Origin of the sequence: Pseudomonas sp. IzPS59 (genome assembly GCF_014863505.1) — a bacterium.
Taxonomy (GTDB): Bacteria; Pseudomonadota; Gammaproteobacteria; order Pseudomonadales; family Pseudomonadaceae; genus Aquipseudomonas; species Aquipseudomonas kribbensis.
Genome location: NZ_CP062251.1, coordinates 2,554,913 through 2,580,751, shown reverse-complemented (window position 1 = coordinate 2,580,751; position 25,839 = coordinate 2,554,913). Strand labels below are relative to the sequence as shown.

The following is a 25,839-nucleotide window of genomic DNA, read 5'->3' as shown; positions in this document are numbered from 1 at the left end:
CTTTTCGACTATTGAGCGACAGCCATCAACCGATCACGTCTTCACCTCGACATGATCCAACGCCTGATTCACCGCCAGCCCCGCGACCATCACCACTTGCGCAATGCCCAGCGCCGTTTTGCGGTGGCCGGGCTCCAGGATCGCGGCGAAGTTGCTGAGCATTTCACTGGCGGAATCGAGGGATTCGCTGGCGTTGGCCAGGAGGGACTCGCTGTTGTAGGCCGGGTTGGCCAGGAACATGGGATCGTGCTTTGAGTGACTGCCCATGATGCGTTGTTGCGGGGTGAGGTAATGGTCGAGTGCGCGCTCGGCGGCTTCGTTGAGGGTTCGGGAATCGGGGAATTGGTAGGGGGAAACCGGGTCGGTTTCGGGTGGGTTGGGTGTTGGTTTGATCATTGATGTAACTCCAGGGTGAGAAAGTGGAGCCATCAACCTCGCTACCAAACGAGGGTGGTGGCCATACGGAGGTTGGTAGACCGGTCACCTGGATACCCGGCGCGCCCGAAGACGCCCTACGCATGGCCACCATAAAACAGAGGACGAAAGAGTCCCTGCAAACTGGTGTTGCGATGCGACAGGTAAACCGGGCTACCAAACCCGATCACTGTTTTTCAGTGACCCGGAAACGATAAAACCCGCGCCCCAGACGCACAAGCCGGCGGATTCTGGCGTAGTCGTAGGCAATGACGCAAGGTTGTGTAGCCTTGAGGGCGTTACGGATGGTGTCTTTTAAACGGGTATTTTAGGAGGGTTAAACGGGTGGAAAAAAATGAGGGCGGATTCCGAAATAAACTCGCCCCCCTTTTCTTGCTGCGGTGCAAACTGGAAGAACTTCAGATACGCGATTGCGACCAATTGAGTCCACTGGTTGAATCCACAACCCTGAGCAATCGTTCGATCTGAGCGAGAACAGCCTGAGCGCGTTGAGCAGCCCCGTTGCAGACCGTTCGACTGGATTGGTTTTCTGGAGTTTGATGATGGGTTTTTCAACGACATTGTGGGAGTGGTACGGTCAGGATGAGTACAAACGAGTGCTAGCCGTGTGCGAGGTAATCCCGGCCCTGCAATTTCTGGCACTGCCTGCGGATTCACAGCGGAACGCAATCCCGTACTGTCCGGCATGCGAAGCCTGGTCTGAAATGATACTGCCGTTAAACGACGCTCTTTCAAACTGCGGCAGCGCGTTGCCAACAGAGATCAAAACACGGCTACAGGCGACCTGGGAACTATGCAATGACCTGAGCGGGGCTGCATTTCACTGCGATGACTGGTTCATATTTGATCACGACGATTGGTCGCCGATCAGAACGGCTGCTGAAGAGCTAGGGGGCCTCATGGAATTGCGGGAAATCACTCCCTTTCTGGATGACTTGTTAATGGATTGCCGGAATGCAGTGCGTGGAATAAAGCGTTGATCTCTTTGATAAGGCCTGTCGCGGTATGAGGTATTGAGCGTGTAGTCGATGGGCGCTCTATTACCTAGCCGTTTCTGGGCGGTTATGGTTGTTCGTCAGCGACCGCTTTCGGCCAAAAGCAGACGCAGAACATTTCTGGGGAACGAAAGCGTCCCGCAAGTAGAACAAACAGGGAATTAGGCGCTGTCAGATTAAATGCTTGCGTCAATGAGTATTTTACTCCCTGCGCTCTTCGATCGACTTTATCGCGTTCAAGGCAGTAAGTGCGGATTGCGAATCGTCAACTAACGACCGAAGACGTACTAGGTCATCTACAGAGCCATATTTACCTATGACGTTGATGGCAAATCTCAGTGCCTCGGCGTGATCCGCAAAGAATGCCCCATCGAAATAGCCCGGCTGGATGCTAGGGCTCTGGAGCGCGGCACGACACATCTCTAATGTTTGATCGGGGAATGCACGTACCAATTCAACCGAGCGTCCCTTGAAATCGGAGATAGACCGGGAGATGGTGTAAAGAACGCCTACTGCTACATCAGGGCTTGACTGAAGTACCTCAAGTGCCAATGCCGCCTGATACTCCTCCAGCACAAAGCTAGCGTCTCGCCGCTGAAGCCAATGGTAAAGAACGCCACATGCGAGAAGCGCATCCTCACGAGGCTCCCCTCCGAATCGAAGGTTTTCGGCGGGTAGGTCATTCGCAAGAGCGCCAAGCGCCACGAACGCAGCGATGAACGTTTCAATAGCTTGTTGAGGTAGCTTCGACTGCTGCGATGGCAGTTGAGTCCAGCGCATGATGTAGGGAATAGCAAGGCGATCTCCCTGCCGTGCAAGCTCATCAATAAGGGAGCTAAGAAAGAAATCGTCACCTTCAGCTCCTTCGCATGCGAGACGCAGCAATGATAGCTGCTCTTGGGCTGGCAATTCCTCAAATACCTGTATGTAGGCGCTGCTGAAGGGGTGGTCGAATTGAGCGTTGTAGAAACCCCACGCTGCGCCGGGAGCTTCTGCGGACTCCGAAGACAGAATTTCGCGTATTTGTAGACGAACACTCTCTACGTGCTGATCTTCCTCTTCTTGCAAAGCGCCCAGCCCGCTGAGTGCCTCAATGGCTGTCTGGGCTAACCATGGATGCAGATCAGGCAGGAGATATTGGAGTGCTTCGACGTACCCTTGTTGGATATGGTCCGGGACTTCACGAAGGGTGTGTGCGTAATCGAGAAGGTCGAGGTGAACATGATAGGTAAGAGATTTCCAGCGCTCTTGCTGAAGATACGGCAACACATACTGGGCGAAGGTATCCCGAACCTCATATGCCAGGCGTGATAGCGCTAAAATAAAGTAAAGCTGCCCGGGTGATGCGACGTCGCGCCATGCAAGTTCCAGTGATGCGGCCAAAGTTGAAGTGCTAGCTCTGCGCAAAGTGAGAGCGCCACTATGGAGGTCCGAGGCTATACGGGTGAGCCCCACACGCTCTGAGACGAACACGTACGTGACCGCGAACAGGCCACTGCGAATGTTGATCTTTTTCTCCGCTGCTTCCGAATGCAGCCTCCGGAATTCTGCGGCGAGAGTGGTATCCATCCTCTTCACAGCGCCGAGTACCTCCTTGATCCAGCGTCCTTCTGCCATCCCGGCCGCAAGCACTGAAAGAAGCGCAAAGTCGCGATCTGACCAAGTGGTTAGGCTGTCAGGGTTGATCGCCACCTTCCACAAACGTTCTGCAGAGATATCAAACCTCAGCCGCGATGCCTCCTCAGTGAGTCGCGCCGGAAGAGCAGCTACCACATCTGTGATGAGAAGGCGCGCCGCACTGCCACATTCACCAAGTAAACATGCTTCCAATAACTTGCTGTCAGACACCTTGCTGAGGATCGTCGCTAGCAGCGATTCGTCTTCAATAGCACCAATGAGAAATGTACGTAAGTCATCGTATTTCGGCACTGTAAGGGCGGCCAGGATCGCACCATCATCGAAACCTGCCTGACGAACGAGAGCTTCGGTAGCAAAAACGCTACGGTACATCTCGTGGCACAGGCTCACACGATCGCCCCGCAGGTTTAGAACGCCTGATCTATGAACCTGCCGCAGCGTAGAGGCCGGTAGGTCGAGTTCTGCTAGGAGCCGATCCACCTCTCTGATCGACAAGCTGTATGTCATGCGATCCACCAGTCGCTTCGCTATTGCGCAAAGAAGGCGTATGCCTTCGGTGGCTGAGTCACCTAACTTACGTCGCACGAAATAGTCGAAGAGCGCGAACCTGCTCGAAGATTGCGGAATCTCGCGCCCTATCTGGCCAACGAGGTCCGCCTCGATACCAGTGGTGGCCGCCTCAAGGAGCGGAATTAGGGATGCATCTGAGGACGGGTTGATACTCGCAATTTTCGCCTTCAGCTCATTCCCAGGCCGCCCGACGCTGACATGTCGAAGCTGCAGGAGATCGGGTCGCTCAATGTCGATCTGGGATGTGATTACAATCAGCGCGTTGTATTTGACTGATGCAGCGCGAAGAGCCCTTGTGAGTTGAACCCTACTAGTTTCCTGACACTCGTTGTAGCCATCGACAAACACCGCAATCGGCCGGGACATACGCCGAGCAGCAGCAATCAGGGCAGCAGCGGATCGTAGGTCGAGCAGTGCGGCTTCGCTGTCTAGCGATGCAGCCAACTGTCCGTTGAAGGACTTGCAGTCAATTAAGACAGGGACAATACCTCCAGCAACAACGCGATTGGCAATGCACAGGGAAAGCAACGTCTTTCCACAACCTGAAGGGCCGCGAATCAGTAGGTCCGACCGCTCGCGCAATAGCGCGACCTCAATGTCACCGAGCTCGCAGCCCTGTCCGTCCTGATCGTAGATGTCCGACACATACCGTGCGGCCATCGGCCCATAGGTGGCCGCAAACGCGCTCGTATAACGATGCAGAGATCGTTCCGCGTCGAGCAAATGCGTGTCGAACGCGCTCTCTGCATTGGTTATCCGCTGAAGGCCATGCATTTCAGCAAAATGATGCCAGCGGTCAGGACTCCACCGGAGCGTGGAATTCTGGTCGATCAGCGCTGAGAGTTCGTCAAGATCATTGAGGCTTACTTTGTGATTGCTTGCAGGAAGATCAGAGCCGTTAGGCAGTGAGGGCGTGAACATCACGCAGGCATCGGGGTACCCAGACAACAAGGGATCGTGTGCTCGCATGGCATCGCGTAATACGTTCTTAGCCTGAAGTGCCTGAAGATAGGCGTTTCGATAGGGCTTCCATCGCCCAAGCCGTGTCAATGCGGTCCAGTCACTGTTGTAACCTCCACGAAGTGGGTGCAAGACCCCTTTCGCCTCAAGGACCAAGGTGAGCTGATCGGTACCTATAACGAAGTCGAGTTGGCGACCACCTATGTGCAGGTTTGCAAACACCGTTGCAGGAACCGCACGCTCCTCCAGTATTGCCAGGAGAGCTCGAAGCACTACTCGTTCAGATTCTTCCTCTATGGGTGCACCGATGTAGAGGGCGATAGTGCTCAAAAGCATGTGTGCCTCAGGTAAATGTTTGTCTCGGCCTCAAAAATGCGGAAGTGGTCAGCGCTAACTTTTCAACCAACATCGCCATTCGCACCGGATGATTCGGGCTCTCTGCATATAGCGGTCCAAAATCGCCTAGGACCTTTCGGTACATCTTCGCACTCATAGCTAAACGATACTATGCGTTCGCCTCCTGGCCCCCTAATTCCCGAGGCCCAATTTAAGCTATAAGTCGTGAGCGGAAGAAGTCGAACGTCCTCTTTTGGCCGAAAGCTGGCGCTCATCGAGGTCTGCCTAACCAGAGTCGATTCAAAGCGGTTGCCGATAGCCAACCAGAGCAATGCCTTGAGCCACTGTTCGACGCAACTCTGATACAGTCGCCCTTGGAAAAATCGTAGACAGGAAGTCATACATGGCAAAGCCAGCTGCACGCATAACTGACCCCACCAGTTGCCCTATGCCTGGGCACGGGCCCAAAGCCATTGCGTCCGGATCTTCCGATGTGTTTTTCGACGGCCTCGCAGCTGCGACGAAAGGCGACACTTGCACCTGCGGCAGCGCTTTGGATTCGGCAGTGTCTACGACGGTGTTCATCAATGGCAAGAATGCCGCTCTGGTGGGAACCGTCGGCACACACGGCGACGTAGTTATTGGTGGCTCGGGTACGGTGATCATCGGCGACTCCCATACTCCTGCACCGTTCACGCCTCCACTCCCGCTTCTACTGCAGAAAACCTATGGGCATACTTTCAGCATCGTTGATAGCGAGACTGGCCAACCTCTAGTCGGAAGAAATTTCACTGCCACTGTAAATGGTCAAAAGATCACAGGTGTTACCGATAGCGCTGGGATAGCCAAGATCAAAACTCCAGTCAAAGATGCCAATATTTCTATGAGCATTGATTTCACTTCTCCAGCTCGGATGCTTAACGAATTAACGGACTGACTCAGAATGGCTGAACAATTTACTACTGAAGCAAAAGCGACTGAAGTCAAACCAGGTGTGCCAGTTGCTCCCACGACTATCACCGTCAACGATAGAGCTGCCACTAGAGAAGCGATCATCAGATTACTCAGCAAAAACAAGTGCGAATTTGTAGAGCGGTCATCATGGGGAGCGCATAAAGCAAAAGGTGAAATGGTGGATGATTGGGACTACTCGATGATCGCCCTTCACCACGCAGGACGAAGTGTAGGCTGCGGTGCTGGTGCAGGACAAATGCGGGCGATTCAGAGTGAGCATCAGGCTAAGTTTGATGATATCGGCTATCACTATGGCATCGATTGTACGGGTAAGGTCTTTGAAGGACGTGACATACGATTCAAGGGATCAAGCGTACATAACTACAACACAGGTGTGATTGGTATCGTTTTGCTAGAAAACCTGACAACCGCCGAAGAGGGTGGCGATATGGTCGCTTTTGCTCGCCAAGCCCTCGAAAGCATCAACGGCAACATGGACCAGAAAATTCCTGCCATACAAATTGATACCCTTCTGACGTTGATTCAGGCCCTGACCAGCGTTTTCAGGGTGACAACATTAGGTGGGCACCGTGAATTCCCCATGCAAGCCGGCGAAGGAAAAATTTGCCCTGGTAATATTGGCATGGAGCTTGTTAGAAACCTTCGGATTAAAACCAAACTTTTGCGACCGCCTTCATCATGAAATCGCTGCTAATCATATTATCAACCACGATTGTCGCCATACTTTATATAGGTTTTTACGAAAAAATGGAGGACGCTTATCCGGAAAAAGTATTCTTTATTAAAAAGAGCCCCACATTTCAGATAAAATTTGAAAATATTTTCGCGTACGAATCAGACGACAAAAAATTGAGTGAGCTAAGCGAGGCGGAGCGAAGTCTGGTTATTAATTATTGCAAGTATCGACTTGGCTTGGATACGACATTGAAAAGTCAAAGCGAGCTTGAAAAATGCAAACAAAGGTAAATCGCAAGTCGTCCCTGTAAACCGTAGAAGTCTCTGAAACGCATCTGGCGACTATACCGATTACGACAAAGGGGTCGCCTCTTTCGCCGGAGAAACAATGCTAACCGATCAGCAAGCTCTAATAGCACTCAAAGAGCTAATAGATAAATACCTCAAAGGGGGGTAGCCCCTGATTATTAAAAAATTGGGACAACAAATGGCGCAACAAATGGGGACGGATTTATTTTCCGAAAATAAATCCGCCCCCATTTCTTTGATCCATTGTTCCCAAACCTTTCGATTTTCGATTAAATCCGCGTGCTCTCCTCGCCGCCGCAGGATCACGATCCGTTACACAGGCCACCCCTCGTTTATCTCACTCAGACCTTGACGTAGAAATAAAAATAATACTTATTAAGCAGGTACAGATTGTTTTGACGCACCCAGGCCAAAAAATTAGCTGAGAGGAATACAGTTAATGTTAACGTCTTGTTCAGATATAGAATCAGGATCAGAATGTAATTCAAAAGGTGAAGACACTTACTCGGGAGATTCCACTTTCTTATGTTCATCGAAAGTTCATGATGAAGTAAATGTCGCAGGTACCTGTGAGTTACTTGTCGCATCTAAACTTTGTAGTTTCGCCCTAGATAGCCAAGATCGGATTTATTTCAAAGAAAACGGCAGGCTTAGATCGCATTTGCTGGGCGTCGAAACTACAATCTCTGGGCTAGGTATGACAGTGCGCGGGCATAATGATTTTGTGAGCGCCAATCCTGGAGACTCAAATATTTACTCGTTGCTTAGTGCGTTTAATCTGCTCCTGTCAGACAAAAAATTGTTTAATACTGCTTTCGGCTTTCCGACCGAAAGTGCGCGAATTTTCATGCGCCCACTAGCAATCAGATTCGAAGATGATGAAGAATACGAAATATTTATTCCTTACATACGAGTTTATGCCGGAGGAATTCTAAGCATATCTCTTAGCTCGATATTGGGGTTTCAGGATGCAACCACGAATGAAGTGATATATAAGGAGGTTAACAAATCGCAGCGCAACATAAATTCTGCTTTGTGCGAGAGGGAATTATTTTTAGCTAGCACCGAAACTCAAATTTCACAAATGCCCACACGAGAGCGAATTTCACAGCGGCGGACATTCGAGGACATGATAAAAAAATCATTGGATGCTCCCGAAAAATTAGAGTTTCTTGATGAGAGTCTAGAGGTATATGAGCTAGTCCATACCGATCAGCTCACACTCACGGATGTAGCAAGAAATCTGTTGTCAGTAGTGGCTCGAGCCTTAAAGAATGGAATAGTTAAAACTCATATAAATTGGCTGGGGAGCCAATACCACGAGGACTCTATCGGTGCTCACTGGATAGGAAAGCCCATTATTTATATTGGCTCACACTCCAGGCAAAAAAATAGCTCGTCAGAGAACTGGGCTTTGCATAAGCATCTAGTGAATAGTGTCATGAGTCGAGTGTATCTTGCGGAGTCTTCGCTGTACACAGCCTTAGATTACAGCGATATGCGAAATTTCGATGACTATAACAGCTTCTACTCCGAGGCGGTTTCACTGATGCTGTCCTCAGCGGCAGTAGAGTCATCAATTGAAAATAGCAGGTCCTATACCTTTAATAATTTAACCTCAGACATACAAGTATTAAACGAGACATCACACTACATTCGAATATATTATTCGTATGCCTCGCTTGGTTTGGAGAGGTGCAAATCCGCAATTGATGTGGCGCGACTAGAGCTAAAGATCCTAAGTTTTGAAGAATCTCTTCTTTCTGCGCACAAGTACGGCGAGATAGCCCAATATTTGGAAGAGGTCAAGCGCGGCGATCACTTGGTGTCAGTTTGTAGGCTTCTACATAAAAAAATTGATACTATCCGAAAGGCACTTGAACTAGATGAGAAAATCGCATCGGAGTCTTATACGCGCCGAATTACCATTATCTTTGGAATCATTGCGTCTGCCACGCTGTCGCCAGAGTTGATGCAGCCACTAGCAAAGTATTATGGCCTAACCTTCGCTGAAGATCATGTTGGAAAAATATTTGGAATCGGAGTATCGGTCGCAGTTGTAATTGGATTTCTGATGATTACCCACTACGTCTTTCGGCTTTATACTTGCATTGTTCAAAAAATTAAAACATAGGAAAACTTATTACAATATACATTTTGAACCTCCACTGCGTAATGCGCGTTATGATCGCCTGCTTTTTCCTTTAGCTGCCGGGAGCGGGCTTACTGTTTTGAATGGAAGCTGACATGTGATCAGCGTCCGCTTCTGGCCGATAGCGGACATTCATAAGCAACCGAAATCGACCCGCCCCCCAACCCACTCCCGACCATACCCAACCACCCTCCCCGCCAACCCCAACGGAAAATGAATCACCCCATGCGCCGTTTCCGGCAACAGATGCACCTCCACGTCCGCCGCCCTACCCCAACGCTCAGCCAACTCAAGCGTGTCATCCCTTAGCGGATCCAGCTCCGCCGCAAACATCAACGCAGGCGGAAACCCGGTGAAGTCGCCGTACAACGGAGACAACGGCGGCTGCCGACGTTCTACATCGCTCAATCCCGGCGTGAGCATTTGCAGCGCCTCGACCATCCCCGGCCCATCCAGCAGCAAGGTCTCGGGCCCGGCGTTGCGTACGCTGGGCGTTCCGGTCAGGTCGTAGACGCCGTAGTACAGCAGCGCCCCGCTCACCCGTTTAAACAAGTCCGGCCATTGTTTGAGTTGCAGCAGGGTCGCGACGGCTAGGTGACCGCCGGCGGACTCGCCCACGATGATGACGGGCAGGTTCGCAAACTCGTGGCAGTCATCGCTCAGCAGCCAGCGGGCCGCTGTGAGGCAGTCTTGCATGACGCCTTCAATCGGGGTCGAGACCACCAGCCGATAATCGACCGAGACCACGGCCACGTCGCAGGCTTTCACCATGCCGATGTTGAGGTGATCGTTCATTTGCGCATTGCCGATGACCCAGCCGCCGCCATGAAAATCCAGCACCACGCCTTTAGGTTTTGTCTTGGGTCGGATGATCCGCACCGGCACTGATGCGCCGTCGACGCCCACCATTTTGCGTTCGGCCTCGAGCCCGTGCTTGCGCAACTTTCTCGCGCCGCCCAGTTGGCTGAGGCGCAGCAGCAACTGGATCACCCGTGGCGTGATGCGATTGCGGATGCGAAAGCGCGGCAGCCGGGCGAGTTTCTTGTTGAAGGCGCGCAATTGCGCCAAATCGTTTTCGTCGGCGGGCCAGTCCTTTGATGTCTTCATTGCGTCCTTTTTATTTGCGGTTGTTGCGCAGGATGGAGAAATTCAACGCCGCCGCGACGCACAGCCATGCCAGGTAAGGGAACAGGATCAATCCGGTAATCACGTCCAGGCGCAAGGCCAACACCACCATCGCGGCGACCACCAGCCACAGCAGCGTGATGATCAGCATGCCGGCGAAGAGTCGATGGGCGCCGAAGAATACCGGCGTCCACAAGGTGTTCAACGCAATTTGCGCCGCCCACAGTGCAAGGACCGTTTCGCTGCCGGGTGTCAGGGTCAGGCGATAACCGACCCACGCAAGCAACAGGTAAATCGTTGTCCAGGCAACGGGAAACACCCAGTTGGGCGGTGTAAAGCGTGGTTTGACCAGCGATTGGTACCATGGGCCCGGCTGGAAAATCATCCCGGTGCTCGCTGCCGCACCGCAGGCCAACAGAAAAATTAGAAAGGTCATCGTCTGTCCTTGGCTGTTATCAGCGCGTTGGGTCTGTTCCTGCTTGGATGCCCGGAGCCATGCAAAAAGTTCATCGGGCGTTATCTCGCATCGCTGATAGGAATAGGCAATGCTCAAAGACAAACCGACATAGGTGGGCGTTTCCTCGATGGATACCATGAGCTGAAACCCCATTTACCGGAGCCCGTCATGAACACCACCAAGACCCTTTTCATTACCGGCGTCAGCAGCGGCTTCGGCCATGCGCTGGCCAGGGAAGCGCTCGCAGCCGGCCACCGTGTCATCGGAACCGTGCGCAAGGAAACCGACTTGCACGCCTTTCAATCACTCTCCATGGATAACGCTTACGGGGTGATGCTGGATGTCACGGACTTCGACCGGATCGACGGCGTCATTGCCGAAGTTGAGGCGACTCATGGCCCGGTCGATGTGTTGATCAACAACGCCGGTTACGGTCACGAAGGCATTTTCGAAGAGTCGCCGCTGGAAGACATGCGCCGCCAGTTCGACGTGAACGTGTTCGGCTCGGTTGCCGTGATCAAGGCGTTTCTGCCGTTCTTTCGCAAGCGGCGTGCGGGCCACATCATCAATATCACCTCGATGGGCGGCACAATCACGATGCCGGGCATCGCGTACTACTGCGGCAGCAAGTTTGCGCTCGAAGGCATCTCCGATACGCTGAGCAAGGAGCTGGCGCCCTTCAATATCTTCGTGACCGCTGTCGCGCCGGGTTCATTTCGAACCGACTGGGCCGGTCGCTCGATGCAGCGCACACCGCGCAGCATTGCCGACTATGACGCCAGTTTCGATCCGGTGCGCAAGGCCCGCGAAGAAAAGAGCGGCAAGCAGCTCGGCGACCCGCAAAAAGCGGCTCAAGCGATGTTGCAGATCATCGCCAGCCCGTCACCGCCGGCGCACCTGCTCCTGGGCAGTGACGCGTTGCGCCTGGTGCGTGAAAAGCTCGAACACGCCGCCAGCGAGATCGATCAGTGGGAAGCGTTGACTCGCTCCACCGACCATTGAGCGGCCAATAGAGAGAACGCAATGAAGCAGGCCGACGCAGGCACCTCGCGCATGGTGCAGCTCATGGAAACCCTCGCACCGGTTGAGGGTTACAACCTCAGTGCGCTTGAAGGCGTGCGTTTCCTGCGCTCGAACCGGCCGCTGACCCGCACACCGGTGCTGTACGACCCGGGCATCGTGATTCTTTGTCAGGGTCGGAAACGTGGCTATCTGGGCGATGACGTCTACGTTTACGACGCCCAGCATTATCTGGTGGTGTCCGTGCCCATCCCCTTCACCATGGAAACCGATGCCACCGAGGCCGAGCCCATGCTCGCGATCTACATGCACCTCGACTTCCAGTTGGCCAGCGAGTTGATGCAGCAAGTGGATGACCTGCACGGCCCGAGCGATGCGTTACCCAAGGGCATGTACGCTTCGCCGATGGACGACAAACTCCGTGCTTCGACGTTGCGTTTTCTCGAAGCGATGAGCATTCCGGGGGACGCGCAGATTCTGGGGCCATCGCTGCTGCGGGAAATCTACTACCGCATTCTGACGGGCGAACAAGGCGGATCGATGCGTGCCGCGCTCAATCGACAGGGGCATTTCGGCAAGGTGACCCGGGCGATCCGCAAGATCCACAGTTGCTATCAGGAGCGCCTGGACGTCGAGCAACTCGCCCACGAAGCCAGCATGAGCGTGCCGAATTTTCACCTGCACTTTCGCGGCGTGACGGACACCTCACCCATGCAATATCTGAAGTCAACACGCTTGCATCAGGCGCGGCTGTTGATGCTGCGCAACGCCATGACCGCTTCGGCAGCGGCGTTCAACGTGGGTTATGAAAGCGCCTCACAATTCAGTCGCGAGTTCAAACGCTTCTTTGGCAGAACGCCGCAGGCGGAGATCGAGTGGATGAAGGCGACGTACGCCTTGCCTGCGCCGACTACGCCCTCGGAGTATGTTTCGTCGCATTAACGGGCAGGAAGGCGCCAGAAACTCAGGTGTCCAACAATCGTTTGGTGGTCGCCATCGCCGTGTCCAGCGACTGCCCCGTCCTTTGCAACTTGTTCAACAGACTGGCCCCCAGCCACAGCTGATACAGGGTTTCCGCCAGTTGCCGGGCATCGCCATCGGGCAGGCATTGATCGGCCTGGCCCTGCTCGATGCAAGTGGTGATGCGTGCCACCACGCGCTCAGCGCCATCACGCAAGGTCAGGCGCATGGCTTCGGACAGATCGGCCACCTCGGCACTGAGCTTCACCACCAGACACTCGTCGCCGTGCCCTTCCAGCGTGCAGCGATCCTGCCAGCCCTGCCAGTAATCCATCAGCCGCTCGCGGGCATTCAGGTCGGGCAGCGTCAGGCGCCGCTCCATGTCGGCCAGGTAACAGACAAAGTAATCCTCAAGCAGCGCCTGACCGTACAGTTCCTTGGATTTGAAGTAGTGATAGAACGAGCCCTTGGGCACACCGGCGGTTTGCAGGATCTCGTTCAGGCCGACACTGGTGAAGCCTTTCTCGGCCATCATCCGGTGGCCGGTGTCGAGCAGGTGTTGGCGGGTGTCGTCGTAGGTCGGTTTCATCGGGGCGCAAATTACCAGGCAATAGACCAGTCGTTTAACTCGAAGGAACGGGAGTTTGCCACACCGGTCCATGAAAAACATGCGGATAAAAAATTACTAGACGACTGGTCTAATTGGAATCTATGCTGCGCCCCGACAAACCCTTTCCCCGGTGTCGATCGTGTGCGAATCCCTCGCACAGCCACGACACCCGACCCAACCAAGGTGCTCTATGAAAATCTTGATGGTTCTGACTTCCCACGATCAGCTCGGCAACACCGGCAAGAAAACCGGTTTCTGGCTCGAAGAATTCGCCGCGCCCTACTACGCCTTCAAGGACGCCGGCGCCGACATCACGCTGGTCTCGCCCGCCGGCGGCCAGCCACCGCTTGATCCGAAAAGCGACGAACCCGATGCCCAGACCGCGGAAACCGACCGCTTCCGCAAGGATTCGGCAGCGCAACAGGCGCTGGCGAACACCGGACGCCTGGCCGATGTCAGCGCCGAGGATTTCGATGCCGTGTTTTATCCAGGTGGCCACGGTCCGCTCTGGGATCTGGCCGAGGACAAGCATTCGATTGCCCTGATCGAAGCGTTCGCCCGCAGCAACAAGCCTCATGGTTTCGTCTGCCACGCCCCCGGCGTGCTGCGGCATGTGCTCGGCGCCGACGGCAAAGCCTTGGTCAAGGATCGTGACGTCACCGGCTTCACTAATTCCGAAGAAGCGGCGGTCGGTCTGACGGATGTGGTGCCGTTCCTGGTCGAAGACGAGTTCCAGCGCCTCGGCGCCCGTTATTCCAAAGTCGCCGACTGGCAGGTGCACGTGGTGACTGACGGGAAACTGGTCACCGGCCAGAACCCTGCCAGTTCCGCCGCTGTCGCCGAGAAACTGTTGAACCTGCTCGGCTGACCTTTTCAGCCGTCATCCACCCGGACGCCGTGCGCGTATTGCACGGCGTCTTTTTTTGGCTCGACTACTAGTCGACTGGTCTAATAAACACCAATTCAAGGCACATCCATGAATCACAGCAGTTTCTTCAAACCCGGCACTTTGGGTCGTCACACCCTGAAAAACCGCATCGTGCTGCCGCCCCTCACCCGCCAGCGCAGCACACAACCGGGCAACATCGCCAACGCGTTGATGGCCGAGTATTACCAGCAGCGCGCCGGCGCCGGTCTGCTGGTGACGGAAGGCACGCAGATCGAGCCGCGCGGCCAGGGTTATGCGTGGACGCCGGGCATTCATACCCCGGAGCAGATCGCCGGATGGCGCAAGGTTACCGAGGCTGTCCATGCCCGGGACGGCGTGATCTTCGCCCAGCTCTGGCATGTGGGGCGCGTGTCCCACACGGCCCTGCAACCCGACGGTGCCGCACCGGTTTCGGCCTCTGCGGTGGCCACTGACCGGGTCAGCGTGTTCATCGAAACCGCGCCCGGCGCCGGCGCCCTGGTACCGCCGTCCGCCCCTCGTGCACTGACTACCGATGAAGTGCAGGAACTGGTTCAGCTGTACATCCAGGCCGCACGCAATGCCATGGAGGCAGGTTTCGACGGGATCGAACTGCACTGCGCCAATGGTTATCTGGTGAACCAGTTCATCTCGGCCCACAGCAATCTGCGCACCGATCAGTACGGCGGCTCGCTGCACAATCGCCTGCGCTTTTTGCGTGAAGTGGTGGCCGGTGTTGCCGAGTGCATCGGGCGTGAAAAAGTCGGTGTGCGTTTCGCCCCGCTGTTCACCACCACCGACGAGGCGCGCACCTACCTGGGCATGGTCGAGGAAGATCCGCACACCACTTACATCGAAGCAATCAAGGTGCTGCAAGACGTGGGCATCGCCTACCTGTCCATCGCCGAAGCCGACTGGGACGATGCGCCGGCGATGCCGCTCACGTTCCGTCAGGCAGTGCGCGACACCTTCAGCGGCGCGATCATTTACGCCGGGCGTTACACCGCAGCATCCGGTGCGCAGTTGCTTGATTCGGGGCTGGCGGATTTCGTGGCTTTCGGTCGTCCGTTCATGGCCAACCCGGACTTGCCGGCGCGCATCGCCAATGACTGGCCGCTGAATTCACTGAATCCGGCCACGGTCTACGGTGGCAATGCCGAAGGGTATGTGGACTACCCCGAGTACGCGTGATGACTGCCGATTCTCGGTAAGGCGCGACACCCGCTCCTTCAGCACCGCTCACACTGGCTGTGCTGAAGGAATGCTGTCGCCGGGAGCTTTCCTTGCCATGCGGTTTCGCCCTGTGGTCTTCGCCTGGTACAGCGCCTGATCTGCCGTCTCGATCAGCGCTTGCACCACGGCCAGTTGCGGCCCGGCCGCCGCGGTGACGCCGATACTGACCGTCACCCGACCGAACGGGCTCGCCGGATGAGCAATGTGCTCCTGCGTCAGCCGCTCCAGAATCAGTTGTGCCACGACTGCCGCCCCCTCGCCATCGGTGTCGGGCATGATGATCGCCACCTCTTCCCCGCCATAGCGCGCCACCAGATCCGACGGTCGCCGCACACAGGCCTCAAGCACCTTCCCCACCCGTTGCAGGCAGGCGTCGCCGGCAACATGCCCCTGGGAATCGTTGAACAGCTTGAAGTAGTCGATATCGATCATCAGCAAGGCCAGCGAAGCCCCGTCCCGCTGAGCCCGGCGCGCTTCCATGGCCAGTGTTTCATCGAAACAGCGGCGATTGGCCAGGCCCGTCAGCGCATCCTTCATCGCCAGCAATTCCAGCTGCCGGTTTGATCCGAGCAACTGCTGTTGAGTGAGCCGCAACTCCCCTTCCACCTGGGTCCGCCGACGTATATCACGAATGAGAAACCAGCCGATCACGCCAGTGAGCCCCAGCAACGATGCGACCACCACGATCGACAGCAGCGCCTCCAGTCGCCACGCCGCCAATGCTTCGCGCTTGCCGAGCGCGACCGTGGTGATCAGCGGCAGCTTTTCACTCTTGCGAAACGCGTAGAGCCGTTCCACCCCGTCGAGACTGGACGTGAAGGACGCGGTGCCCACCGACTGATCCACCAGGTACTTCGCATAAATGGGCGACTTGGAGAAATTGCGCCCCATGTCCTGTTCGCGAAAGGGATATCGCACCAGCAGCGTACCGTCGGTATAGGACAGACCGATGGCGCCTTCCTGCCCCACGTCGAGCTTGCCGAACAGTCGCAGAAAGTTCTCGACCCCCAGGGTGACCGCCACCACACCGGCGAACTCACCGTGCGCGTCATTGAAGCGGCGGCTGACGGTAATCACCCACTCCTGATTCGAGCGGCTACGGATCGGCGGGCCGATGAAGGGCTCGCGGGATGGATCGTCACGGTGATGGATGAAATAGTCCCGGTCACTGCTGTTGACCCCGGCCGGAATCGGTCGGTTGGAGGACATCAGCCAGTGGCCGCGATTATCGTAGACGGTGATGCCACTGAGCTGCGGCATCAGTGGCTGCTGACGGTTGACCAGCGCATTCAACCGTTCGATCTGCGCGGGGCCGCTGCCCTCGGTTTCCAGACGTTCGACGAGCCCGAGCAAGAGCAGCGAGCTCTGCCGGACGATGCCTTCAGAATAGGTCGCGAGCGCCTGGGTCAGGTTCAACCCGTGGACGTTCACCTCGTCCAGCGCCCGCTCCCGAGAGCCCAGCACCTTCCAGATGGTCAGCGACGCCAGGGAGCAGCCGATCACCAACAGCAACAACATCACGAGGTGGGTATCACGCTTCACATCAGTACCTTTTGGAAAGTCCGTTTTCCGTCACGGCCGTTGTCGGACCGGGGCCACAACAGCGACCGTATGTCCCGGGCCGCGCAGGATACAAGCAGTCCATCGAAGGCGCAGCAACGGCGTGTCTGGCCCTCGATGAAGTGTTCGCTGATCGGCCGGTTCGATGAAAAAACCGGACCCCAAAAGACTTTTGCCGCTAGGCGATTTTCAGGGCCTTGAGAACGACCAGCGACTGCCCGGCAAACGCCTCGGCCTGTTCGGTCAGCTCGGCAATGTTTTCTTCGGCGGTGGTCAGCGCTTTGCCGTTTTTCAGCAGACCTTCACCCTGACCACCAATGATGCCCCACGCCAGCAATGCCCACTCGGCCGGACGGGTCTTGCCTTGTTTGATCGATATCAGGAACAACTGCTGGAAGCGGCTGACCGTTACGCCCCCGCCGGTGACCGGGCTGGCCAGCACCTGGATCTTGTGGTCGAACAACGAGCGTCTGCACAGTTGCAGGTTGAGGGTGTTACAGCGCGCCTGTGCCAGTTTCTCGGCAGCTTCGCTCTGGCATGGTGCAACGGCGCCCATACCGATCAGAACGTTGATGGCCTGCTCCACATCGCCATAGCCCAATGCAGGCGAGGCTTCCAGCAAGTGGCGCAAGGTCTTCGGTACGTAGGCATCATCCGCCAGCGCGTCGAGTACCGGGCCATAAATATCCGCCTGCAACGTCGCGGAGCCTGCCGGTCCGGTGACGCTGCCCGCTACGCTGTCTGCCAGTTGCATCAAAACGAATCGGGTACTGAGCATGCGCTCGCGGTGTTCACTGGCGGACAACCGGTTGGCGCCGCGCACGTAAAGGTCCCGGCGGAAGTTCTGGTTGACGAAGTAATCGCGCGCCTGCTCGCGCATGACCGGATGCTCGATGCCTTCCAGGAAGTCCATGCCTTCGGCGCTCAGGTTGAGCGGGTCCACCGTGTCCAGCGGCACGGCGGTGGTGGCGTAGTCGAGTTTGGCAGGTGCCAGGGCATCGACCACGTCGGTGAAGTACATGCAGTTCCAGTCGCGGTTGAAGTATTCATGGGCGACGTACTGACGATTCTGACCCTTGATGCTCTGGAGCTTGGCGTCCAGCCCCGGCACCGAATTGGCGTAATTGGGATTGGCCGCCAGCAGCGCCTCGGAGAATTGCAGCGCGGCGTCGATCCGCTGGTCCGGGCGTGCCGAAGTCTGTGTGGCAAAGCGGTCATGCAGGCTGAACAACTGGCGCAACGGCGCCATGGGCGACCAGCCCGGGAAGCAGTTGTAGCTGATGTACACATGACCGCCCGGCTTCAGATGACGACGGACGAACTCGACGATCAGCTTGTGATTGTCACGGCTGACCCAGGTCCAGATGCCGTGCAGGCTGATGCTGTCGAACTGCGGCAGGTCATGGCGGGCCAACAGTTGCTCGAAGCTGTCGTCATACAGCCGCGCATCGCTGCCCCAATCGTTCGCCAGCCCGATGGCATGCGCGGCCTGGCCCGGATGGAAATCCGTACCGACGTAGGTGCCCGGATTACCCGCCGCATGAATATTGATCGAAACGCCCTGACCAAAACCCAGCTCGCAGTGATGGCCGTCGGTGCTCTCCAGCGTGGCGAAACCCCGCAACAACAAACAATAGCGCTGGAAAACCGGATTGATCTCGCGGCTATACCCGTAGGTGTAGCCTTCGTCCGTGAAATAACCTTCGTTCCAGGCATTGCTCATGCGTGACACCCTTTTTATATCGAAAGTGAAAGCCGATCTTATAAGGGGTAGTCAGGACGAATCACAAGCGGAAAAGCGGCGCCCCGCCGCCAGCCGTCGTCTATCAGCCAATCACCCGCGCATACACCGCCCGGTCGATGTTACCTCCAGACAGAATCACCCCCACCCTTTTGCCCTGCATCCTGTCCCGTTCCTGCATCAACGCCGCGAGTGCCGCTGCTCCGGCACCTTCGGCGAGGTTGTGGGTGTCGGTGTAATACACGCGCATGGCTTCGGCGATTTCGTCCTCGCTGACGGACACGATTCGTGCAGCGCCGACCCCATAGACATCGAACGCTTCGGCAATCGGTTTGCGCACGGCCAGACCGTCGGCAAAGGTATTGGCCGAAGCGGTCTCGCAGATCGTTTTCGCCTCGAAGGACAGCTTTGCGGCGGCCGCTTCGGTCGAGACGACTCCCACCACCTGAGTAGCCAGACCCAGCGCATCACGGGCGGCGATCACGCCACAAATGCCCGAGCCGCAACCGATCGGCACATAGACGGTGTGCAGATCCGGCGCCGCACTGAACAGTTCCAGCGCATAGGTCGCCACGCCCTTGACCAGTTCGGTGTGGAATGGCGGTACCAGATAGAGCCCATGTTCCAGCGCCAGACGTGCCGCTTCCTCACGGGCCTCGTCGAAATCACGCCCGTACTCGACCACTTCGCCGCCAAAGCCGCGCATGGCGTTGTTCTTTTCCAGCGAATTGCCCTCCGGCACCACGATCAATGCCCTCAATCCGACGGCACTGGCTGCCAGTGCCAGGCTCTGCCCGTGATTGCCACGCGTCGCGGAGACAATGCCTTTGACGTTGGGATGTTCGCGGCGCAGCCAGTGCATGAAGGTAATGCCGCCGCGTACCTTGAACGCACCGGTCGGTGTGTGGTTTTCGTGCTTGACCCACACCGTGCAGCCCAGCCGCTCGGCCAGCAACGGCCAGCGATATTGAGCGGTGGCCGGCATGACCTGGTAAACCTGGCGGGCAGCCTGTTCGATGTCTTCGCGAGTGAGTGAATGCATGGGAATCTCCTTGTGCCTGGCCCCAGTCTAGGCACAGGCACATCACGTCGGCTTTCAAAAAACTGACCTGACTTTTGTCTGCGCGCTTCACTACTATGGCGTTCATGAGCCATCGAAACCGCCAACAGCCAGCCGTCGACCCGGAACCGGTCCGTCGTATCGAGGCCGGCCCGTGGGCGATCGAATTGCTGCCCGGCGCCGCCTACGCAACCCGTTATGTGGCGAGCCAGTCGGCGATCGGCTTCGCCTTCGACAGCCAGCGCGGCGTGCACGCCATCGGCAGCGACCGGGTGCGCCCTTTCGATGCCATGCCCAATGGCCTGGCGTTTGTGCCTGCCGGCTGTGACGTGATGTCCGAATCGCCCATGGGCGGTGAATATTTGCGCGTGATCCGCACCGACGGCATCGCACTGGCAGGTGAGCACGCGTTCAACAATCGCATCGACCCACAGGCCATTCGTCTTGCCTCGCAAATGCGCAACGCGATGCTGATGGCCTCGGTGGACGATGACTGGGAAATCTGGGCCCTGGAACTGGCGGAACGCGCCGAAGGCAAAGACATTCTCTTGCCTCAAGGCACTATCACCGGACGTCGCCTGCGCCTGCTCGATGAGTTCATCGACGCCGGCCTCAACGGTCCGCTCGGTATCCAGTCCATGGCGCAATTGCTGGAACTGTCCGAAGGCTATTTCATCCGTGCCTTCAAGCAGGCGACCGGCAAAAGCCCCCACAGTTACCTGATCGACCGCCGCCTGGCCCGGGCCCGGGCACTGATGCGTGACTCGAAGGCCAGCCTGGCAGAAATCGCCCTCGCCTGCGGCTTCAACTCCCAGGCGCACATGACCAGTACATTCAAGCAGCGACTTGGCGTGAGTCCGGCGCAATTGCGCGCAGGATCGCGTCACATTCCGGCCATTGGCAAAAAACCAAATCAGTGGTGAATTTTTTCGTGTCCACTTGTATCTGATCAGGAAGAAGCCGTGCCATCACAGAGATGGCATCGGTCACGGCAAACCGCTCTGACTCGCGGTTTGCACAAAGACAGATCAGATGCAGAGTGAATCCCATGGAATCAAAGGAAAGCGTCAGCCCGATCGGACTGAAAGACATCACCATTGTCGACGACGCCAAGATGCGCAAAGCCATTACGGCCGCCGCGCTGGGCAATGCGATGGAGTGGTTCGACTTCGGCGTCTACGGCTTCGTCGCCTATGTGCTGGGCAAGGTATTTTTCCCCGGTGCCGATCCCGGCGTACAGATGATCGCGGCACTGGCGACCTTCTCGGTGCCGTTCCTGATCCGGCCGCTGGGCGGACTGTTCTTCGGTGCGCTGGGTGACAAATACGGAAGACAGAAAGTCCTCGCGGCGACCATCGTGATCATGTCGCTCAGCACCTTTGCCATCGGGTTGATCCCGTCCTATGCCTCGATCGGCATCTGGGCGCCGATCCTTCTGCTGCTGGCGAAAATGGCCCAAGGGTTTTCGGTGGGCGGTGAATACACCGGCGCCTCGATCTTCGTCGCTGAGTACGCGCCGGATCGCAAACGCGGTTTCCTTGGCAGTTGGCTGGACTTCGGTTCCATCGCCGGTTTCGTTCTCGGCGCCGGTGTGGTGGTACTGATTTCCGCGATCATCGGCGAAGAAAAGTTCCAGGAATGGGGCTGGCGCCTGCCGTTCTTCCTCGCCCTGCCGCTGGGCATGATCGGGCTTTACCTGCGCCATGCGCTCGAAGAGACCCCGGCGTTCCAGCAGCATGTCGAGAAGCTTGAACAAGGTGACCGCGAAGGCCTGGCCGGCGGCCCGAAAGTGTCGTTCAAGGAAGTCGCGACCAAACACTGGCGCAGCCTGATGACCTGCATCGGCGTGGTGGCTGCCACCAACGTCACCTACTACATGCTGCTCACCTACATGCCGAGTTACCTGTCGCACAACCTGCACTACAGCGAAAATCGCGGGGTGCTGATCATCATCGCGATCATGGTCGGCATGTTGTTCGTGCAGCCTGCCATCGGTTTCATCAGCGACAAGATCGGCCGTCGTCCCTTCATCATCTTCGGCAGCATCGGTCTGTTCATCCTCGCCATTCCCGCGTTCATGCTGATCAACAGCGGCAAGATCGGCCTGATCTTTTCCGGCCTGCTGATACTGGCCGTGGTGCTCAACTTCTTCATTGGGGTCATGGCCTCTACGCTGCCGGCGATGTTTCCGACTCACATCCGCTACAGCGCACTGGCCAGTGCCTTCAACGTCTCGGTGCTGATCGCCGGGGTGACGCCGACCGTCGTCGCCTGGCTGGTGGAAAGCACCCAGAACCTGTACATGCCGGCCTATTACCTGATGGTGACCGCCGTCATCGGGCTGATTACCGGTGTGACCATGAAAGAAACCGCCAACAAACCGCTGCGCGGCGCAGCCCCTGCGGCTTCCGATATCGAGGAAGCCAAGGAGCTGCTGCAGGAACATCACGACAACATCGAACAGAAGATCGAAGACATCGACGCCGAAATCGCCGAGCTGGAAGCCAAACGCGAGCACCTCGTGCAGCAGCACCCGCGAATCGAATAACGATATAAAGAGTTGATGGGACAACAGGGTGGAATTCAAACGCCCTTCTGTGGTGTTCTGTTCGTCAGGAGCCGGTGGTTTTTTCCGCCGGCTCACGCCCATTCAGCAGCTGACGATGAGGTTCGTTTCATGAGCAAAACGCCTTACGTACCACCCAAGGTCTGGAAACACAGCGCTCCGTCCGGCGGCCAGTTCGCCAACATCAACCGCCCGATTGCCGGGCCGACCCATGATAAGACCCTGCCTGTCGGCAAGCATCCGTTGCAGCTGTACTCGCTGGCCACGCCCAACGGCGTGAAGGTCACGATCCTGCTCGAAGAGTTGCTGGCACTGGGTCACGCCGGCGCCGAATACGACGCGTGGCTGATCCGCATCGGCGAAGGGGATCAGTTTTCCAGCGGTTTTGTCGAGATCAATCCGAACTCCAAGATTCCGGCACTGCTGGACCGCAGCGTGGAGCCGGCGATCCGGGTTTTCGAGTCGGGCTCGATCCTGCTTTACCTTGCCGAAAAATTTGGCGCCTTCCTGCCCACTGACCTCGCCGGCCGCACCGAAACCCTGAACTGGCTGTTCTGGCAGATGGGCTCGGCGCCTTACCTCGGCGGCGGTTTCGGGCATTTTTATGCCTATGCGCCGGAGAAACTCGAATACCCGATCGACCGTTTCACCATGGAGGCCAAGCGTCAGCTGGATGTGCTCGACCGACGCCTCGCCGAAAGCCCTTATCTTGCCGGCGACCGCTACACCATTGCCGATATCGCGGTCTGGCCTTGGTACGGGCAACTGGTGCGCAACAACGTGTACGGCGCGGCCGAATTTCTCTCGGCGCACGAATACACCCATGTGCAACGCTGGGCCGAGGACATCGCCAAACGGCCGGCGGTCATTCGTGGGCAGCGCGTCAACCGGACCTGGGGCGATGAGGCGAGCCAGGTGCCGGAACGACATGAGGCGGCCGATCTGGACTGATAGTTCGCACCCGATAACAAAAACCAAGGGGCGCCCGCATGAACATTCTCTACGACGAACAGATCGACGGCGCCCTGCCGGACATCGATAAAGCCGCGCTGTTGCAGGCGCTGCAAACCCGGTGGCCGGCACTGGAAATCCTGCATCAGCACGAGGATCTCGCCCCGTACGAATGCGACGGTTTGTCCGCCTATCGCACCACGCCGCTACTGGTGGTTCTGCCCCGGCATCTGGATGAGGTGCAGGGCATCCTGCGCACCTGTCATGAGATGAACGTGCCGGTGGTGGCCCGGGGTGCCGGCACCGGGTTGTCCGGCGGCGCGTTGCCGCTGGAAAAGGGCGTGCTGCTGGTGATGGCGCGCTTCAACAATATTCTGCACATCGACCCGGCCGCCCGCACCGCGCGGGTTCAGCCCGGGGTGCGCAATCTGGCGATTTCCCAGGCTGCCGCTCCGTTCGGCCTGTATTACGCGCCGGATCCTTCCTCGCAGATCGCCTGTTCCATCGGCGGCAATGTCGCGGAAAACGCCGGCGGCGTGCATTGCCTCAAGTACGGCCTGACCGTGCACAACCTGCTCAAGGTCGAGATCCTGACCGTCGAGGGCGAACACCTCACGCTCGGCTCCGATGCGCTCGATTCACCCGGCTTCGACTTGCTGGCGCTGTTCACCGGTTCCGAGGGCCTGCTGGGCGTGATCACCGAAGTCACGGTCAAACTGCTGCCCAAGCCGCAGACCGCCAAAGTCTTGCTGGCCGCATTCGATTCCGTGGAAAACGCCGGCCGCGCCGTGGCCGACATCATCGCCGCTGGCATCATTCCCGGTGGCCTCGAAATGATGGACAACCTGGCGATACGCGCCGCCGAGGATTTCATCCACGCCGGTTACCCGGTGGACGCCGAAGCCATTTTGCTTTGTGAGCTCGATGGCGTCGAAGCCGACGTTCACGATGACTGCATCCGCGTGCGCCAGGTGCTTGAGAACGCCGGCGCCAGCGAAGTGCGCCAGGCCAGGGACGAAGCCGAGCGCGTGCGCTTCTGGGCCGGTCGCAAGAATGCCTTTCCGGCCGTAGGCCGCTTGTCACCGGACTATTACTGCATGGACGGCACCATCCCGCGCCGCGAACTGCCCGGCGTGCTGCAAGCCATTGCGCAGTTGTCCGCCGAACATGGCCTGCGGGTGGCGAACGTGTTCCATGCCGGCGACGGCAACATGCACCCGTTGATCCTGTTCGACGCCAATCAGCCCGGCGAGCTGGAACGCGCCGAAGCTCTGGGAGGAAAAATCCTCGAATTGTGCGTGAGGGTCGGCGGCAGCATCACCGGCGAGCACGGCGTGGGGCGGGAGAAAATCAACCAGATGTGCGCGCAGTTCAACAACGATGAGCTGACCCTGTTTCACGCCGTCAAAGCGGCGTTCGATCCCGGCGGCCTGCTCAATCCGGGCAAGAACATCCCGACGTTGCACCGCTGCGCCGAATTCGGTGCCATGCATGTTCACGCCGGGCAATTGCCCTTCCCCGAGCTGGAGCGTTTCTGATGGTCCGAGAAAAGGATGTCGACGACAGCGTCGCGCTGCTCGATCAGGTCAATCAGGCGTTACAGGACGCCACGCCCCTGCGGATTCAGGGCGCCAACAGCAAGGCATTTCTGGGACGGATCGTTGCCGGGGAAATCCTCGACACTCGCACTCATCGCGGCATCGTCAGCTACGATCCGACGGAACTGGTGATCACCGCACGCTGCGGTACGCCACTGGCCGAACTGCTGGCGGTGCTGGATGCTTCACAACAGATGTTGCCGTGCGAACCACCGGCCTTTGCCGACGACGCGACGGTGGGCGGGATGATCGCCAGCGGACTGTCCGGCCCGCGGCGCCCGTGGTCGGGCTCGGTGCGGGATTTCGTGCTGGGTACGCGGATCATCACGGGTCATGGCAAACACCTGCGTTTTGGCGGTGAAGTCATGAAAAACGTCGCCGGTTATGACCTGTCGCGGCTGATGACCGGCAGTTACGGTTCGCTGGGAGTGATTACCGAAGTCTCGCTTAAAGTCCTGCCCAAACCCCGTGAGTGCCTGAGCATCAGCCTGGAAATGGACAGCGAGCGTGCCTTGCAGCGCCTGGCGGAATGGGGCCAGCAGCCGTTGCCGATCAGCGCCGCCTGCCACGATGGGCAGCGTCTGCACTTGCGTCTGGAAGGTGGCGAAGGCTCGGTGGCGGCGGCCCGTGATCGTCTCGGTGGCGAAATGCTCGATGGGACTTATTGGGCAGATCTGAATGAACAGCGCCTGGATTTTTTTGATGAGGACCAGCCCCTGTGGCGCCTGTCGGTGCCGAACAACACCCCGCCGCTGGCCTTGGCCGGTGTACAAATGCTTGACTGGGGCGGCGCACAGCGGTGGCTCAAATCAGGGGCCGAGGCGGCACTGATTCGCCAGGTGGTTTCGGCTGTTGGCGGCCATGCTACCTGCTACAGCCATGGCTTGATCGACGCGCCGTTTCATCCGCTGCCATCTGCCCTCCTTCACTATCACCGTCGCCTCAAGCAGCAACTCGACCCTCAGGGCATCTTCAACCCCGGTCGCCTGTACGCGGAGCTTTGAGC

22 protein-coding genes are annotated in these 25,839 nt (G+C 57.4%); 14 read left to right on the top strand and 8 right to left on the bottom strand.

The window, feature by feature from the left end; genetic code table 11:
• Positions 1–33 precede the first annotated feature (33 nt).
• Positions 34–396, bottom strand: coding sequence for a DUF6124 family protein (locus IF189_RS11535; protein ID WP_192553329.1), 363 nt, complete (start codon positions 394–396; stop codon positions 34–36).
• A 578-nt stretch (positions 397–974) separates the two neighbouring features.
• Between IF189_RS11535 and IF189_RS11530 the strand changes: the two genes are divergently transcribed.
• Complete coding sequence (locus IF189_RS11530) at positions 975–1,415, top strand: hypothetical protein (RefSeq protein ID WP_225739958.1); 441 nt, start codon at positions 975–977, stop codon at positions 1,413–1,415.
• A 216-nt stretch (positions 1,416–1,631) separates the two neighbouring features.
• Here IF189_RS11530 and IF189_RS11525 read toward each other — a convergent pair whose 3' ends face one another.
• On the bottom strand, positions 1,632–4,934 hold the full coding sequence (locus IF189_RS11525; protein WP_192553327.1) for an NERD domain-containing protein: 3,303 nt from the start codon (positions 4,932–4,934) through the stop codon (positions 1,632–1,634).
• A gap of 403 nt (positions 4,935–5,337) precedes the next feature.
• On the opposite strand from IF189_RS11525, the gene IF189_RS11520 reads away from it, so the two are divergent.
• The 4 genes from IF189_RS11520 (at position 5,338) to IF189_RS11510 (ending at position 9,027) form a co-directional block, all read left to right on the top strand.
• Complete coding sequence (locus IF189_RS11520) at positions 5,338–5,871, top strand: PAAR domain-containing protein (protein WP_192553326.1); 534 nt, start codon at positions 5,338–5,340, stop codon at positions 5,869–5,871.
• 6 nt (positions 5,872–5,877) lie between these two features.
• A complete protein-coding gene (locus IF189_RS11515) occupies positions 5,878–6,591 on the top strand; it encodes a peptidoglycan recognition family protein (protein ID WP_192553325.1) in 714 nt (237 codons plus the stop codon).
• Positions 6,588–6,875: a hypothetical protein gene (locus tag IF189_RS29125; protein WP_225739957.1), complete on the top strand. Its 288-nt coding sequence runs from the start codon at positions 6,588–6,590 to the stop codon at positions 6,873–6,875. The genes IF189_RS11515 and IF189_RS29125 overlap by 4 nt, the downstream gene beginning before the upstream one ends.
• Before the next feature lie 457 nt (positions 6,876–7,332).
• Positions 7,333–9,027 carry a hypothetical protein gene (locus tag IF189_RS11510; protein ID WP_192553324.1) on the top strand — a complete coding sequence of 565 codons (1,695 nt, stop codon included), beginning with the start codon at positions 7,333–7,335 and terminating at the stop codon, positions 9,025–9,027.
• Between the two features lie 150 nt (positions 9,028–9,177).
• On the opposite strand, the gene IF189_RS11505 is transcribed toward IF189_RS11510, so the two are convergent.
• Both IF189_RS11505 and tspO read right to left on the bottom strand, forming a co-directional pair.
• Entirely contained in the window at positions 9,178–10,152 is a 975-nt protein-coding gene (locus IF189_RS11505; RefSeq protein ID WP_192553323.1) for an alpha/beta hydrolase, read from the bottom strand.
• A 10-nt stretch (positions 10,153–10,162) separates the two neighbouring features.
• Positions 10,163–10,606, bottom strand: a complete 444-nt coding sequence (tspO, locus tag IF189_RS11500) for a tryptophan-rich sensory protein TspO (RefSeq protein ID WP_192553322.1) — start codon at positions 10,604–10,606, stop codon at positions 10,163–10,165.
• Positions 10,607–10,795: 189 nt separating this feature from the next.
• On the opposite strand from tspO, the gene IF189_RS11495 reads away from it, so the two are divergent.
• Complete coding sequence (locus IF189_RS11495) at positions 10,796–11,629, top strand: oxidoreductase (RefSeq protein ID WP_192553321.1); 834 nt, start codon at positions 10,796–10,798, stop codon at positions 11,627–11,629.
• 21 nt (positions 11,630–11,650) lie between these two features.
• The gene (locus IF189_RS11490) at positions 11,651–12,589 is read left to right on the top strand and encodes an AraC family transcriptional regulator (protein ID WP_192553320.1); all 939 of its coding nucleotides are present in this window, start codon (positions 11,651–11,653) and stop codon (positions 12,587–12,589) included.
• A 22-nt stretch (positions 12,590–12,611) separates the two neighbouring features.
• Here the strand turns inward: IF189_RS11490 and IF189_RS11485 are convergent, their stop codons facing one another.
• On the bottom strand, positions 12,612–13,196 hold the full coding sequence (locus IF189_RS11485; RefSeq protein WP_192553319.1) for a TetR/AcrR family transcriptional regulator: 585 nt from the start codon (positions 13,194–13,196) through the stop codon (positions 12,612–12,614).
• 211 nt (positions 13,197–13,407) lie between these two features.
• Between IF189_RS11485 and IF189_RS11480 the strand changes: the two genes are divergently transcribed.
• Both IF189_RS11480 and IF189_RS11475 read left to right on the top strand, forming a co-directional pair.
• Positions 13,408–14,085, top strand: a complete 678-nt coding sequence (locus IF189_RS11480) for a type 1 glutamine amidotransferase domain-containing protein (RefSeq protein ID WP_192553318.1) — start codon at positions 13,408–13,410, stop codon at positions 14,083–14,085.
• Positions 14,086–14,193: 108 nt separating this feature from the next.
• Positions 14,194–15,315 (top strand): alkene reductase, encoded by a 1,122-nt coding sequence (locus tag IF189_RS11475; RefSeq protein WP_192553317.1) that lies wholly within the window; start codon positions 14,194–14,196, stop codon positions 15,313–15,315.
• A gap of 48 nt (positions 15,316–15,363) precedes the next feature.
• On the opposite strand, the gene IF189_RS11470 is transcribed toward IF189_RS11475, so the two are convergent.
• The 3 genes from IF189_RS11470 to IF189_RS11460 all read right to left on the bottom strand — a co-directional run bounded on the left by IF189_RS11470 (position 15,364) and on the right by IF189_RS11460 (position 19,700).
• Positions 15,364–16,899, bottom strand: coding sequence for a diguanylate cyclase (locus tag IF189_RS11470; RefSeq protein WP_192553316.1), 1,536 nt, complete (start codon positions 16,897–16,899; stop codon positions 15,364–15,366).
• Between the two features lie 196 nt (positions 16,900–17,095).
• Positions 17,096–18,640, bottom strand: a complete 1,545-nt coding sequence (locus tag IF189_RS11465) for a class I SAM-dependent methyltransferase (protein WP_192553315.1) — start codon at positions 18,638–18,640, stop codon at positions 17,096–17,098.
• A gap of 103 nt (positions 18,641–18,743) precedes the next feature.
• Positions 18,744–19,700, bottom strand: a complete 957-nt coding sequence (locus IF189_RS11460) for a threonine dehydratase (RefSeq protein ID WP_134827231.1) — start codon at positions 19,698–19,700, stop codon at positions 18,744–18,746.
• 95 nt (positions 19,701–19,795) lie between these two features.
• Here IF189_RS11460 and IF189_RS11455 point away from each other — a divergent pair, with 95 nt between their 5' ends.
• The 5 genes from IF189_RS11455 (at position 19,796) to glcE (ending at position 25,837) form a co-directional block, all read left to right on the top strand.
• On the top strand, positions 19,796–20,641 hold the full coding sequence (locus IF189_RS11455; RefSeq protein WP_192553568.1) for a helix-turn-helix transcriptional regulator: 846 nt from the start codon (positions 19,796–19,798) through the stop codon (positions 20,639–20,641).
• Between the two features lie 125 nt (positions 20,642–20,766).
• Positions 20,767–22,266 carry a glycine betaine/L-proline transporter ProP gene (proP, locus tag IF189_RS11450; protein ID WP_114882313.1) on the top strand — a complete coding sequence of 500 codons (1,500 nt, stop codon included), beginning with the start codon at positions 20,767–20,769 and terminating at the stop codon, positions 22,264–22,266.
• Between the two features lie 129 nt (positions 22,267–22,395).
• On the top strand, positions 22,396–23,235 hold the full coding sequence (yghU, locus tag IF189_RS11445) for a glutathione-dependent disulfide-bond oxidoreductase (RefSeq protein WP_192553314.1): 840 nt from the start codon (positions 22,396–22,398) through the stop codon (positions 23,233–23,235).
• 38 nt (positions 23,236–23,273) lie between these two features.
• A complete protein-coding gene (gene glcD, locus IF189_RS11440) occupies positions 23,274–24,773 on the top strand; it encodes a glycolate oxidase subunit GlcD (protein ID WP_192553313.1) in 1,500 nt (499 codons plus the stop codon).
• Positions 24,773–25,837, top strand: coding sequence for a glycolate oxidase subunit GlcE (gene glcE, locus IF189_RS11435; RefSeq protein WP_192553312.1), 1,065 nt, complete (start codon positions 24,773–24,775; stop codon positions 25,835–25,837). The genes glcD and glcE overlap by 1 nt, the downstream gene beginning before the upstream one ends.
• Positions 25,838–25,839: the final 2 nt, after the last annotated feature.